Origin of the sequence: Rhizosphaericola mali (assembly GCF_004337365.2) — a bacterium.
Classification (GTDB): domain Bacteria; phylum Bacteroidota; class Bacteroidia; order Chitinophagales; family Chitinophagaceae; genus Rhizosphaericola; species Rhizosphaericola mali.
Map to the genome: position 1 here is coordinate 3294728 of NZ_CP044016.1, position 15295 is coordinate 3310022.

Here is a 15295-nt window from a genome sequence, read left to right on the forward strand (position 1 = left end):
TTCTAGAAATTCAAATTGATATTAATACCATATCTTCTTGCGGTAGGACTTTGCAAACCTGTAGATTCAGTTCCAGATAAGGAATTGTCACTAAAATTATAACCGCTTGCATATTGGTCAATATCAAAATCTTTACGTGCAGCGAAGTATAAAAGATTTCTTCCAATCACAGATACTGTTGCACCTTTAATAAATCCATTTTTCAACAAGGAGTTAGGCAATGTGTAAGTAAAAATAACTTGTCTTAGTTTAGCATAAGAGCGACTAATCATAAAGTACTCATCAATGATGTTACCACCAGAGACTCCATTAGATAAGAAACTTTGTACACTTACAGCAGTCGTATTTGGGGAGAATGTTAATTGATCAGAATTAGTAATTACACCCTTACTATAGATAGGCGTACCTGAAGTTATAACCACTCCATCGCCAACATATGCAGGCGTCGGAGCTAAAGTACCGCCATTAGTTGATTGCCATTCTTTCAATCTTGCAGTACCTAATGTTCCAGTCACAGACTCTTGGGACGTACCACCATTTGTCATTTGATCATACACTCTATCAAATATTTTCCCACCTATACGTCCATCAAATTGAAATGAGAAGGAGAAACTTTTATAACTAAATGTGTTGTTAATTCCAAAACTAAAACTAGGATTCATAAAGCCCAAGAATTTTTTATCCTCTAAAGAACTACTAGGATTTTGCATAGGTAAACCGGAACTATAAATAATCTGGCCCGCTTGATTTCTCACAAATCCAGTACCATAATATGCGTCCATACGCTCTCCTACACGATACGTATGACCATTCAGCGTTAATCCCGTCTCATCTCCGTATATATCTTTTAGTTTTTCCTTGTAAGTACTCCAGTTAATAGCTACATCCCAAGTTAGTCCATTTGGATTCTTAATTGGAGTACCATCCAACATTAATTCCCAACCTTTTTTTCTAGTGGTAATGCCATTTACATTACGTCCAGCATAGCCAGTAGAAGGAGCTACTGCCAATGAATAAATCTGAGGACCCGCATCACTAATAAAATAAGTACCACTAAAGTTTAATCTATTGTGGAACAAGTGGATATCTGCACCACCTTCATAAGATGTATTACTAGCCGGCTTCAAACTTGAATTAGATATTATAGTAGAATAACTAGGAGAAACAGTATTATTATAATAAGTTGTAGTTGCATATCCCATCTGATTAGAATAGGATGGACCATTATAAGAAGAATAAAGTTCATCTCCATAACCGAGTAATCCAGCATTCGTCGTTTTACCTGTTGCCATATAATAAGCACTAGGAACAGTTGCTTGGGTCAAGCCACTTTTTACATTGGCATAAGATGCTCTTAATTTTAGATATGATATAAAATCAGGTAATTTTAAATAATCTGTAATTACAGAACTTAAAGATACAGATGGATAAAAGAAAGTTCTATTTCCTTTGGCAAATGTTGATAAATTATCTACGCGTCCAGTTGTAGTTAAGGAAAAATACTTTTTGTAAACGGCGTCAAATGAATAATATCCACTCCAAACCATCATATTAGAATTGAAGGAATAATTATAACCCGCACCTTTAGAATTTTGCAAAGTATATACCCAAGGAATAGATAAATCTCTAGTTGTTGCCCAAGTAGAATTATATTTGAATGAACGCATACTTGCACCTGCTAAAGCATTCAAATGCCAATCAGAACTAATTTGCTTATTATAGTTCAATAATAAATCGGTATTATTTTCCAAAGAAGTTCTTTTATCTTCTCTGAAATCTCCATTATATTGTCCAAAGGTGTACCACCCTTTTGGTAGATAATCATTAAGTACGGCAGATATGGGAACTTTTTCATCTCTAGTTTGGTTCCAAGTCGAGACTTGACTACGAATAGAGACATCTAAATCGTCGTTAACTCTATACTTTAATCTCAAATATCCATAAATATCCGTTTTGTAGTGACTTCTCAACCAATATTGGGACTGAAAATACGGGTTATTGGATCGACCATAGTTTTCACTATATTGCATAACGTCTTTAGCCCCTTGCGCACCACCCCAAACATTTTTTAAATCCCTAACATCATAGTCTGCAGGACCATATACAGCCAATTCGTATACGAAACTATTGGGACCATAAGATACGTCTGGGATATTTGGAGAATATTGAATGTTCAAATTCAAACTAGCATCCATACTCCAATGATCGTCAAAGCGATAGTCACCAGCAATCATTAAATTATCAATATTTAATTTCGTATTTGGAGCCATCCCCTTTTGATATGTATGACTATACGACATTCGCATATCATAGTTATCTCCACTTGTAGAAGCCGCTACGTTATTCGTAGAAAGAAATCCATTCTCCATGAAATTTTTGAAATTATCTTTCCCTCTAGACACATAGGCAGTAGGCGTGCGCACTCCCGTCGTAGGATCGTATGGACTATCATATTGTTTCACCATTTGCCCATCAAATCTTGGTCCCCAAATAGCCAATCTTTGCGTATTATCATAGAGCGCATCAGTACCAGAGTTTCCATAGGTATAGGATCCTCCCACCGCATATTGATATAAATAGTTAGAACCTCTACCATACTCTGTTTGAGGTTTGGGTAAAGCTAGGAAACCTGTTTCCAAAACATTACTACTATTTAAAGAAACTTTCCAACCACGAGGATCTCTAGTTCCTTTTTTTGTAGTGATAACAATGGCACCATTTTGTCCTCTAAAACCATATAAAGCAGCAGCGTTAGGCCCTTTCAATACTGTGTAAGATTCAATATCATCTGGACTTAAATTCCAGCCATCTGAGTTCACAGGAATTCCATCTACGACGTACATAATATCTTTGTTACCACGTAATACTACCTGTGGAGAACCCAACATTTCAGCAGAAGTTCCGATACTTAAACCAGCGACTTTACCAGTCAAACCAGAAATCGCATCCGCGTCTCTTGCTTTCACCAGATCTGCACCTCTTACTGATTGGACAGAGTAACCAATATTCCTATCTAATCTTTTGATCCCCATCGCAGTAACAACCACCTCTTGTAGATTTTTTGAGGTATCTGTTTTTGAATCTTTAGTGGAATCAATTACGTTTTGAGCGTCTGCCATTGCAAAAAGCCCAGATAGTACCATAAGGACTTTAGCAACATCTTTGGTTCGCTTCTTTTTCTTTAATTTCATCTTATTTGCCGTTGTTTCGATTTATTAGTTTTGAAATCTTGGCAAATTTTTGTAATATTTTTTGGTGTTTAACTATGTAAATAGAAAGTTAATACAACTATAATAATTAGTTAATTTTAACATAACATTAGAGGTATAAAAATTCACTAAGGATTACATATCAAAAGATAATATCAAAAGATAATATCAAAAAACAATGGATCTTTTATTTATACTATTAAATTAATATGATATTTATTAAATAAGTCACGGAGAATAAGACAAATTAATTTTTTTCTATATATTTGAAGAACTATTTAACCAATTACTATTACCATGCACCTAATTTCAAGAAAGAAGAATACGATTGCAGCATTCATATTACCTATTATCATAATAGCTGCTAGTTGTTCTAAATCTAACAATGATGTAACGCCAGAAAAACCAGTAACACCTCCTACAACTTCAACAGATTCCACTAAAAAAGATTCTAACATTGTTAGCGTTGCGAAAAGAGATACGATCATATATCAAAATGTAGCAGTAGAAGAATTTCCGATACTGAGAAAAAGTTTTGGAGATTCTATCGCTTTAGGGATGTATGTTACAAATACCAATTCTCTATTAACACTTTTTCCAAATGTAAAGATTTTGGATAACGCATTTTGGAGTACTGAAACTTACTTTACGGAAGCAATTGGAGACAGTTTTTCTTATGACGCAATTCCAAATAAAAAAAATCAGAATGCATTTATACAAAATTTTCTCAAATATGATCATTCGTTTCAGCAATGGGTAGGGAGCTCCGTTGGAACTAGAGCAGAATTAAATGGGAGATTCAATAATTTAAGAGCTACTCTAGGAACGAAAGATGATGTCAAGGAATTATTCGGATTAGATAAAAGTGACACTTCCTCATTAGACTCGAATTACACTCGAATGTATTATACTATGGAAGCGACTAAATTTAATGTAACACTAGAAAATAATCCTTATGGTCCAGACAATTATTCAAATATAAAAAATGGAAGTTCTGATTGGACTAAATATTTTGGACAAGACAATCCTTATTTTATCAATACTATATCTTATGGATATGGCGTCACTATGATATTTGAGTCCAAAGATTCTACAAAATTGCAAGCCGCACTATCGCATCTATTTAGTCAATCTTCCGCTTCATTAAAAGCAGGAACTGCTTTAGCTAGTTTATCTACAGAAGATCAGACAGTGCTCGACGCAACAAAATACTACGGATTTAAATTAGGAATAGGGACTGTAAGTTCGCACAAAGTTTCGGATGGGATTATGGATGCATATCAATATATCACTGCAGTAACGGATGATGATAGTTTTATAGGATATCCAATAAGATATACATTGAATGGTTATAAAAAATCCGATCCAACATTGAAAGTTAATTTTAGTTGGGCTTATTATACTACTTATCAACCGACAGGTTCCAAATAGTAGTAATATCATCGTTAAAAATTATACCCAAAGAAGGAGATGGCAAGACACGCCAATCGCCTTCTTTTATTTCATCCAATAGTTGTTCTCTATCCCAGCCACAATAGCCGACAAATATTTTCATTTTATAATTCAAAGCAGGTATTTGATTATTCAAAGCTTTCTTAAAATCACCACTATAATATAGCCCATCCGTTATCTCATCACCACCAATCTCAGGCTGATTATGAATAAAAAACAAATGCTCATGATCCATTGGGCCACCTTCTAATAAAGGAATTGCTTTTTGGCTAGCGAATTCTTGTAATTAGTTTAAATTTCTTCCAAATGATTTATTTAGAAAAAATTCAATCACTCCGTCCTTGTTCACTTCTACTAAAAGAATTACGCTTTTCCCAAAATATTCGTCTTGATTAGAAGGCGAACTAACTATAATATCTCCTGCCTTTAAATTCATTATTTATAGTTAACCATTAATAGCTACATTCAGTTCAATATCTGGTGTATTCATCAAGAAATCACATAGTTCGTCATTAATTTCCAATCCATTATTTGCGGATAGTAGATTAATCATTACTTGATCGTCTGGATTAAATATTTTAAATTTCAAAGGAACATTTCCGATATTTTTTTCCATATTCGTAGAAAGAAAATCTACAAATTCAGGTGTTACATTTTGAGGGCGCATCACTATTTCTAGAGATTTAGCCATAGTTGATCGTGCAGTCTCTAACAAGCACAAACTATTTATTTTAAACTCATACACATCACTATTGTAGCGCTGTTTGAAAAATCCATTGATTAGTACAATCAATCCAGCTTCCAAATAATTTTTAAATTTTACATAGTCGTCACTCCATAGTGCAAAATCTGTTTTACCTGAAAAATCCTCCACATGTAAAATTCCAAAATCACGTCCTGTCTTAGTAATTCTATGCTGCGCCTCGGTAACTAATCCAGCAACTTTGAAATTTCTTCCAGTTGGCGGCTTTTTCTCTTGACTATCTTTCATCTCTACAAAATCCGCAATAGGCATGATTCCATAGTGTTGCATTTCAAATTTGAAACGATCTAAAGGATGTCCACTCAAATAGATCCCGGTAACTTCTTTCTCTTTTTCCAATTTCTCAATTAAACTCCATTCATCACAAGGCAAAATTTTAGGTGTTGGAATTTCAGGCATTCCCATATCACCGAACAAACTCGCCATCATATTTTGTTCTCCAGCCGAACAAGCATTTCCAAATTTGATAATACGTTCAATATTATACACTGTTTCTCCTGCTTGTATATTGAAAAATTGCGCTCTACTCATTTCTGGAAAACAGTCAAATGCACCAGAATACACCAAACTTTCTATAGATCTTTTATTTACAGTTCTTTGATTTACCCTTTTGATAAAATCAAATACATCTTTATAGTTGCCATTTTTTGTACGCTCTTCGATTATACTTTCGATCGCAGCCTCTCCCACGCCTTTCAAACCACCCATACCGAAACGGATATGTCCATGATGATTAACCGAAAAACCTTTGTCACTTTCATTGATATCGCAACCAAGCACCTTAATACCCATTTTTTTACACTCTTCCATGTAAAAAGTGATTTTGCTCAGATCCCCTGCATGATTGAGGATAGCGGCCATGTATTCACTTGGATAATGTGCTTTTAAATAACCTGTTTGAAAAGCCACATAAGCATAACAAGTAGAGTGAGATTTATTGAAGGCATATTGGGCAAATGCTTTCCAGTCTTCCCAGATTTTTTTCAATTTATCCTCAGGATGACCATTTTTCTTGGCACCTTCGACAAATTTTGCCTCCATTTTATTCAAAACCTCAATTTGCTTTTTACCCATTGCTTTACGCAAGACATCGGCATCGCCTTTACTAAAACCTGCCAATTTTTGGGACAAAAGCATTACCTGTTCTTGATAAACGGTAATTCCGTAAGTATCGGACAAATACTCTTCCATCTCTGGCAGATCGTATTCAATCGCTTCGATTCCATGTTTACGTTTGATAAAATCTGGAATGTAAGCAATTGGACCCGGGCGATACAAGGCATTCATCGCAATAAGATCGGCAAATTTATCCGGTTTTAATTCGCGTAAATATTTTTGCATACCAGCACTTTCAAATTGGAAAGTTGCATTGGTATCACCTCTTTGATAGAGTTGATAGGTAATATCATCATCTAAAGCGACGTCGTTAACAGAAAGCTCAATATCGTAATTTTGCTTGATTAATTTGATCGCATCTTTTAAAATGGATAAGTTTTTTAATCCCAAAAAGTCCATCTTAATCACACCCGCACTTTCAATCACACTACTTTCATACTCCGTAATCAAAAGATCCGAATCTTTAGACATACTTACCGGAACAATTTCAGTTAAATCCTTTGGCGCGATGATGATACCACAGGCATGCATTCCCGTATTACGAACACAACCTTCCAATCTCTCCGCTTCATGTAAAACCTCCGCACGCAAATCATCTCCAGCGTATATTTCCCTAATTTTCTTAATATTTTCAATATCCTCTGGACCAAATCCTTCTTTATCTTCTAGCGACTTTTCGCCATTTTTTGCATCTTTAGAAGTAATCGGAGCTTTCAATACACGTTTTAATTTGGTACCTGGTTTGTCCGGAACCAATTTTGCCAAAGCATTGGAATCCGGTAAAGGCAAATCCAAAGCACGCGCCACGTCTTTGATACTCATTTTTGCAGCCATTGTACCATAAGTTACAATCTGAGCGACTTGTTGTTTGGTATATTTTTTTACCACATAGTCTATCACACGTTGGCGTCCTTCATCCTCAAAATCAGTATCAATATCCGGCATGGACTTACGATCGGGATTCAAGAAACGCTCAAATAGCAAATCATATTTAATCGGATCGATATTGGTAATTTCCAAACAATAGGCAACCACACTTCCCGCGGCAGAACCACGACCTGGCCCAATGTAAACGCCCATATCTTTTCCTGCTTTGATAAAGTCCCATACAATTAAGAAATAACCAGCAAATCCCATTGTACGTACTGTATTCAATTCAAAATCAATACGTTCACGTATTTCTTCCGTAATTTCAGAATAGCGCCTCTTCGCTCCTTCATAAGTCAAAGCATGTAAATAATTCCACTGGTTAAGCGTATCGTCATTCGTCCTGCTATATTCTGCAGGAATCGGAAAATTGGGCAACATGATATCTTGCATCAATTTCAACGGCTCAACTTTATCTACAATTTGTTGGGTATTTTCCAATGATTGCGGGATATCCTTGAACAAGGATTCCATTTCCTTAGTTGTTTTGAAATAAAACTGATCGTTGGGAAATTTGAAACGACGATTTTTCAACAAAGTATCGTCATTTACAAAATCATCGTAACCTGGAGTTGCTTGTTTTTCTCCTGTATTGATACACAATAAGATATCATGCGCATTAGCATCTTCTTGATCTGTATAATGGCTATCATTGGTACAGATTACCGGCACATTATATTTCGCCGCATATTCCAATAAGCGTTCATTGACGATCTCTTGCTCTTTTAAATTATGACGTTGTAATTCGATATAATAATCTTCTCCGAAAAGATCCAACCACCATTTGAACTCTGCCTCAGCCTCTTCTGCCGATTTATTCAAAATTGCTTGTGGTACAGATGCTCCAATACAACAAGTCGTAGCAATCAAATCAGAATGATATTCTTCAATTAATTTTTTATCAACACGAGGATATTTACCATACAAACCATCGATAAAACCGAGTGAAGTTAATTTTACCAAATTTTCATAGCCTTTTTTGTTTTTGGCTAAAAGGATTTGATGAAAACGTTTATCTCTTTTATCTTTTGTAAATGTTTTTTGGAAACGGTCATCCACCACATATAATTCACAGCCAACTATTGGCTTAACCTTCGGCACCACGATATCTTTCCCAAAAGCATCTTTTCCGATAATCTTAGTATCCTTCCAAGCTTTGGCCACAAAGTCAAATATCCCATACATATTTCCATGATCTGTAATGGCCAATCCAGGCATACCTTCTCGAGTAGCTTTTGCGAGCAAACTATCTATAGACGCCTGACCATCCAATAATGAAAACTGCGTATGACTATGTAAATGTGAAAACTGTGGCATATTAGATTCTACTACTTTTAAATAAACGTATATACAAAGTTCCCAAAAATTTGGGCCAAAAACAAGGCCAATTGCTTTTAGTTATCCACCAGCGACTTTTCTATTTTTAGAAATAAATTGGAAATCATTACAACTTTTTTGTAAAAATCACTTCTTATTAAAAAACATTCTAATTATGAAAATGAATTTATTCGTCGCCGCGATTATCGTAACGAATCTTAGTGTAGGCCATGCCCAAACAACCACAACCTCAACATCAACAAGTAGGTCAACTAGCTCTACTGGGAAAAATTATGCAGAAGCCGAAACCAATAGTTCATTTGCATTCTCCTCTACTTTTCAAAAAAATGTACATGCAAAAATTAATGATCTCATATCAAGCAAGTTTCCCCAATTTGATGGACATACAAGTGTATACAAAAACAATGGACTAGAGTACAAAATAGAATTAAAAGAAAACGCAGTAAAACTTGAATTCAAATCAGATAAGAATTCAATGGAGGCAAATTCAATAAAAGCGAAAATAAAATCTTTAGCTACGCAAATAAAGGGGCTTAACTCTTCTAAATAGCCCAGTTCTCTTTCCTTTCTTATCTACATAATTTGATATTTATACACATATCAGAACATTTTTAGGATATATTTGTATTTTAAATATCTATTGAACTGATTTTTAGGATTTATCAAATAAGCATGGAAAAGCATTTCTGGAAATTTTTACTGTCATTCTTAGCACTTGGATTGTTTTCTTGTAGTTCTACTAGAAAAAATGCAGCTTCTAATAGTTATAGTTCTCGCAGCAACAGCAACTCCAATCAGCCTATGTTTATAGATGGAATTGAAGTCCTTCCTAGTAAAAGTCATTCCAAAGCTAGAAATCCAGAAACTCATATTGAAAAAAACCTAGAAACACTTCATAGGTATTCTCAAAATCTATATAACAATTATGGCACTGAAAACGTCAATGACTTACAAGTAAAATATGCGTTGATTTTGAATACGGACATAGAAGATGTTAAAGCAGAATTGCCTCTATTAGCGGCAGTAGATCATTGGTGGGGAACACCTTATGTAATGGGTGGGAATACAGAAAGTGGTATTGATTGTTCAGGTTATAGTAAGATAATTTTGCACGATATATTTAGCACTGAAATACCAAGAACAGCACAAGAACAGTTTGCTCAATCTAATCAACTATCTACAGATGATCAGCTACAAGAAGGGGATTTGGTATTTTTTGGTTCGAGCAAGAGAAATATTTCACATGTTGGTATATATATATCAAACAATAAATTTACCCATGCATCCTCTTCTAAAGGTGTAATGATTAGTGATTTGAATGAAAAATATTGGTCAAAAAAATACCAAGGAAGCGGTAGATACAATATTACAAATACTACCTCCTACATTCATTAGTACAGCGGAAGAATATTTTGGTTATTTCCTTTTTCCTCATCTACAGTACGCTCTACATTCTTAACTTCTTCTAACAAAAATGTGTAGAGTTTTTGAGAGTCGATGGTCAATTTGTCAAATTCAATGTTTAACTGAGGAATCAATTCCATCAAAGTATTTACACGTGCTTCTTCATTTAAAAATTTGTTGAGAACAACAATTCTTTTCATTTCTAATAAACACCAACCGCTCTGAAAATTACCACGTTCATAGCGAATGAAGTAATCAGATTCTACCAAAATCCGTTCTAGTTTTTCAACGAAAGCCTTATTGTATTTTATAACCATAGTACAAAAATAATTCAATTCTACAAAATACAGCACACTTCCTACGCTGGTACGTGTAGCAAGTATTTTTCTTGAAAATATTCTTCTGGAAAAATATCGTAGACATCTACCTTATTTGGACGAAGACGGCTATCCGAAATTTCTTGTGCAAGATCTCCACCTTTTAAACAAATTAATCCATTAGCCATTTCTTGCGTATGACCTTTTTTCAAAATAGGTTTTGCCCAGCGCCATAAATCCGCTAAAGGAGCGACAGCCCGAGAAACAGCGTAGTCAAATTTTTGCCCTTTTATTTCTTCTATTCGAGCGTGTTTTGTTCGGATATTTTTAATTCCAGTTGCTTCAACCACACCTTCTACAACTTTCAATTTTTTACCAATACTATCGACCAAAAGAAAATCCACTTCTGGATAAAAAATTGCCAATGGAACGCCAGGAAATCCGCCACCACAACCAATATCCACAATGTTCGTTCCTGGTTGAAAATCAGCAACAGCTGCAATTGTTAGCGAGTGTAATACGTGCTTTAGATATAAACTATCAATATCTTTTCTTGAGATTACATTGATCTGTGCATTCCACTCGCTATACGTTGGAAATAATAATTCCCATTTTTTCAACTGAGTATCTGTAAAATCATCAAAATATTTCAATAAAATATCCAAATTCATAATTGCAAATTGATTGAGATAAAAAAATTCCGGAATAATGAACGAATCAAAATTCCGGAAATATTTAATTAATTAGTAGTGACCTATATAGAAGCATCTGCTCCTTCTGCCAATACAGAAACTTTATTATTTAAAACCTCTACAAACCCACCAGTGATAGAATAAGTAGCTGCTTTATCTTTGGAGTCTTTCGATTTAAGTACTTTGATCGCACCCTTTCCTAAAGCACTTACTAAAGGAGCGTGTTGATCTAACACTTCAAATAATCCATCCACTCCTGGAAGTTGTACTCCATAAACTTCACCACTGAAGATTTTAGTTTCTGGAGTTAATATTTCTAATATCACTTTAATTCAGTTAATAGTTAACAATTCATAGTTAATGATTAATAATGGGCTATTTAAATTATAATCCTCTGATTACTATTGTCAAATTCAATATTTGAAATATCAAATTCAACTATTAATTATTCATTATTAATTATTACCTAAATCCTATCCTTGCGCTTCTGCCAACAATTTTTTACCTTTTTCGATCGCATCTTCCAATGTACCTACAAGGTTAAATGCAGCTTCAGGGTATTCATCCACTTCTCCATCCATGATAGAGTTAAATCCACGGATAGTATCTTCAATACTTACAAATACACCTTTCAAACCCGTAAATTGTTCTGCTACGTGGAAAGGTTGAGATAAGAAACGTTGTACTTTACGTGCACGTCCAACTGTTAATTTATCTTCTTCACTCAACTCATCCATACCAAGAATTGCGATGATATCTTGCAATTCTTTGTAACGTTGAAGGATCATTTTTACTCTATTCGCACAATCGTAGTGTTTGTCACCCACGATAGTTGGAGAAAGAATACGTGAAGTAGATTCCAATGGACTTACCGCAGGATAGATACCCAAATCGGCGATTTTACGATCCAATACCGTTGTTGCATCCAAGTGCGCAAATGTTGTCGCAGGAGCTGGATCGGTCAAGTCATCCGCAGGTACATATACCGCCTGTACGGAAGTAATAGAACCATTTTTAGTAGAAGTGATACGTTCTTGCATCAATCCCATTTCTGTAGCCAAAGTTGGTTGGTAACCCACCGCTGATGGCATACGACCTAACAACGCAGATACTTCAGAGCCAGCTTGTGTGAAACGGAAGATATTATCAACGAAGAATAAGATATCACGACCTTTACCTTCACCATCTCCATCACGGAAATATTCAGCCAAAGTCAAACCAGTCAATGCAACACGAGCACGTGCGCCTGGAGGTTCGTTCATTTGACCATATACGAATGTTGCTTTAGATTCTTTCAATTCGCTAGGATTTACAGCAGATAGATCCCATCCACCTTCTTCCATGCTTTCTTTGAATTTTTCACCGTATTTTACGATACCTGCTTCGATCATTTCACGTAAAAGGTCATTACCTTCACGAGTACGTTCACCGACACCAGCAAATACAGAAAGACCACCGTGTCCTTTTGCGATATTGTTAATTAATTCTTGGATCAATACAGTCTTACCTACACCGGCACCACCGAACAAACCAACTTTACCACCTTTAGAATATGGTTCGATCAAGTCAATTACTTTGATACCTGTAGTTAAGATTTCAGTTGAAGTACTTAAATCTTCAAATTTAGGAGGAAGGTTATGAATACTTCTACCATGTTCTTTGCTTACAGATGGCATACCGTCCACTGGAGTACCAGTTACGTTAAACAATCTACCCAATACACCGTCACCAGTAGGAACCATGATAGGTTTACCAGTATTAACCACTTCCATTCCACGCACCAAGCCTTCGGTTGCATCCATAGCGATTGTTCTTACGCTATCTTCTCCCAAATGTTGTTCAACTTCCAAAACTAGAGTTTCACCATTGCTCTTTTTTAATTCAAGGGCACTGTATATTTCTGGTAGAGACGCAGAATCTGGGAACTGCACATCTACGACAGCTCCAATAATTTGAGAAATTTTACCTGTATTAGCCATAAAATTGACAATTGAATATTGTTTTTCAATTATTTATAGTAGTTTTTGGTTTTGATTAATTCTACTATTTTCTAATTTGGGCGCAAAGGTAAGGAAACATAGATTTCTTTTGTTAAAAAGTTTCTAATTATTCTTTTTTTTCCCAATTTGTAAAACAAAAAGGTCAGAATTAATATTCTGACCTTAATTCCTATAAGTTGAAATTAGAAAATTATCCTTTTCTTTTTCCTGGCAAAACGATACCCAAACTTAATACCATTTCATATGTACCGAATGTTTGCTTTGCAGAACCATCATATATATGCAAATGAGAATAAGCTGTACCAACTACTTTATTGGCAAATTCTAAATACACATAACGTCCGAAAGTACCTCTAATCGCGGCTTCCGCATCTGCCCCGAAACCACCAAATTGAAAGTCTGCATTATTTTGCTTGCCATCAATCTTAGCATCCACGTGTGGGATCATTACACCTAAACCACCTTTCAATAATAATGCAGCATCAAACCAATTAGTATTAAATGAAGTTAAATGTTTTCTATGTACCAAGTTGGCCATCAAGAAATTAGCACCATTGTTTAATTGATATTGCAAAAATCTTTGTCCTGTTGTTGGATCTGGTCTATTGCTTATAAATTCATCTACTTGTTGACCATTAACAGTTCCTTTAATATGCAAAAGTTGATTGGTAGAAACTACGTATTTGGTATGATCAAAATTTATTTCAAATGCCCAATTGTCTTTGAAATAAAATCCCAATCTATAATTATATTGAGGTATGGATATTGCCTTGTGAAAAAAGTCTTGATCCCAGCCCGGATGATCATGCGCTCTTACATCAACAATGGTGTAATCATTGCCCAAAGACGGCTGTTTGATATGAAGATTACTTCCTGTGTACCACTCTTTGTTATATCCCCAAGAGAAGTACCACTCCCCTTTTTTACCTACACCTGATCCGTCTTTAAATTTCATAACGGGTCTTTCTTGTTGAGGTTCACTATTATCCAATTGTTGCGCCAATAGACTTAAAGGCGCCAATGCTGCAAATAATACAGCCGCAAAAATCGATTTTTTCACTTTACAATATTTATTCAAAAAAACAAATGTTACTTACGCTTATGGTAAATCTCTTTGCAGTGCGGTAATGGGAACAAATTAAAAGTTTTGCTTCATCAATAATTCACAAGGTTTTAATCCTGTAAATTTTTTAAATGCTGTAGAAAAATGGGAAATAGATGAATAACCCAATAGCTCAGAAACCTCCGTTACATTCAATCCTTTTTCATACAAAAGGTATCGAGCTTTTTCCATTCTTTTATCTTGATAAAATTCAAAGATAGTCGTTCCAAACAATTCTTTGAATCCTTTTTTCAAATAGCACTCATTCATGGCTATTTTCTTGCTCAATTCTTTTATAGTTAAAGGCGTACCGAGATTGTCTTCCAAGATATCTCTTGCATCGTAAATACGATTAACTACCTCTGCCTCTAACAAGAATGGGCAACTTGGCATTTCCATAACTTCCTCATTGAGCACTTCCATACTATAAAGTAAAAGTTCGCTCACCTTGGAATGTAAAAGAATATTGTCTAAGGATTGATTATGATCCACATCTAACAACGCATTCAAGACCGATTTATTACGATCTTCCATGGGAATGGATTTATTAAATGATTTCGGATATTTGAATGCTAAAACTTTTTCGCGTCTAGTTTTAAACGTTTTGCTGGTGACTAATTTTCGTAAAAAAATAGAGTCAAATCGAAAATTAAAATAATCGACTGTTGCTATTTCAGGTTTTAAAACACAACCGTTACAATCTTTTTCACAATAACAATTGCCATAAATACAGAATTTTAAGTCTAAATATTTTTCACGCCCATTTTTTCCAGAATTGTAATTATATACAATCTCTCCCGCATCAAGACGATGCATCTCTTCAGAATCATCATCAGCCTCATATCTTCTAATCGTCACATTCACAGCATCTTGCATCGACTGCTTGTGTTCGAATAAAAGATTTAGATTTAGACCTTCTTTTAGATTGGATATATTTTGATTTAAACTCGATTGCAACATAATACGAAATGCAAA

General features: G+C 34.9%; 13 protein-coding genes. 3 read left to right on the plus strand and 10 right to left on the minus strand.

Going from position 1 to position 15295, the window contains the following annotated elements; all coding sequences use genetic code 11:
• Positions 1-2 precede the first annotated feature (2 nt).
• Positions 3-3191 carry a SusC/RagA family TonB-linked outer membrane protein gene (locus E0W69_RS14185; protein ID WP_131330704.1) on the minus strand — a complete coding sequence of 1063 codons (3189 nt, stop codon included), beginning with the start codon at positions 3189-3191 and terminating at the stop codon, positions 3-5.
• Between the two features lie 315 nt (positions 3192-3506).
• Between E0W69_RS14185 and E0W69_RS14190 the strand changes: the two genes are divergently transcribed.
• The gene (locus E0W69_RS14190) at positions 3507-4640 is read left to right on the plus strand and encodes a hypothetical protein (RefSeq protein WP_131330706.1); all 1134 of its coding nucleotides are present in this window, start codon (positions 3507-3509) and stop codon (positions 4638-4640) included.
• Here E0W69_RS14190 and E0W69_RS14195 read toward each other — a convergent pair.
• The 3 genes from E0W69_RS14195 to dnaE are packed head-to-tail and all read right to left on the minus strand — an operon-like array spanning position 4612 to position 8784.
• The gene (locus E0W69_RS14195; protein WP_131330708.1) at positions 4612-4896 is read right to left on the minus strand and encodes a YqgE/AlgH family protein; all 285 of its coding nucleotides are present in this window, start codon (positions 4894-4896) and stop codon (positions 4612-4614) included. The genes E0W69_RS14190 and E0W69_RS14195 overlap by 29 nt on opposite strands.
• A 51-nt stretch (positions 4897-4947) precedes the next feature.
• Complete coding sequence (locus E0W69_RS20500) at positions 4948-5097, minus strand: YqgE/AlgH family protein (protein WP_191967853.1); 150 nt, start codon at positions 5095-5097, stop codon at positions 4948-4950.
• A gap of 9 nt (positions 5098-5106) precedes the next feature.
• Positions 5107-8784: a DNA polymerase III subunit alpha gene (gene dnaE, locus E0W69_RS14200; RefSeq protein ID WP_131330710.1), complete on the minus strand. Its 3678-nt coding sequence runs from the start codon at positions 8782-8784 to the stop codon at positions 5107-5109.
• A gap of 175 nt (positions 8785-8959) precedes the next feature.
• Between dnaE and E0W69_RS14205 the strand changes: the two genes are divergently transcribed.
• On the plus strand, positions 8960-9355 hold the full coding sequence (locus E0W69_RS14205) for a hypothetical protein (protein ID WP_131330712.1): 396 nt from the start codon (positions 8960-8962) through the stop codon (positions 9353-9355).
• Positions 9356-9477: 122 nt separating this feature from the next.
• Entirely contained in the window at positions 9478-10200 is a 723-nt protein-coding gene (locus E0W69_RS14210; protein ID WP_131330713.1) for a C40 family peptidase, read from the plus strand.
• Here E0W69_RS14210 and E0W69_RS14215 read toward each other — a convergent pair.
• From E0W69_RS14215 to E0W69_RS14240, 6 genes are all read right to left on the minus strand, one after another.
• Positions 10197-10526: a hypothetical protein gene (locus E0W69_RS14215; RefSeq protein WP_191967854.1), complete on the minus strand. Its 330-nt coding sequence runs from the start codon at positions 10524-10526 to the stop codon at positions 10197-10199. The two genes, E0W69_RS14210 and E0W69_RS14215, sit on opposite strands and share 4 nt — an antisense overlap.
• Positions 10527-10567: 41 nt before the next feature.
• A complete protein-coding gene (rsmG, locus tag E0W69_RS14220; RefSeq protein ID WP_191967855.1) occupies positions 10568-11197 on the minus strand; it encodes a 16S rRNA (guanine(527)-N(7))-methyltransferase RsmG in 630 nt (209 codons plus the stop codon).
• Positions 11198-11280: 83 nt separating this feature from the next.
• A complete protein-coding gene (gene atpC / locus E0W69_RS14225) occupies positions 11281-11544 on the minus strand; it encodes an ATP synthase F1 subunit epsilon (RefSeq protein WP_131330715.1) in 264 nt (87 codons plus the stop codon).
• Positions 11545-11691: 147 nt separating this feature from the next.
• Complete coding sequence (gene atpD / locus E0W69_RS14230) at positions 11692-13197, minus strand: F0F1 ATP synthase subunit beta (RefSeq protein ID WP_131330716.1); 1506 nt, start codon at positions 13195-13197, stop codon at positions 11692-11694.
• A gap of 211 nt (positions 13198-13408) precedes the next feature.
• The gene (locus tag E0W69_RS14235) at positions 13409-14278 is read right to left on the minus strand and encodes a hypothetical protein (protein ID WP_131330718.1); all 870 of its coding nucleotides are present in this window, start codon (positions 14276-14278) and stop codon (positions 13409-13411) included.
• Between the two features lie 78 nt (positions 14279-14356).
• Positions 14357-15280, minus strand: coding sequence for a helix-turn-helix domain-containing protein (locus E0W69_RS14240; RefSeq protein WP_131330720.1), 924 nt, complete (start codon positions 15278-15280; stop codon positions 14357-14359).
• Positions 15281-15295: the final 15 nt, after the last annotated feature.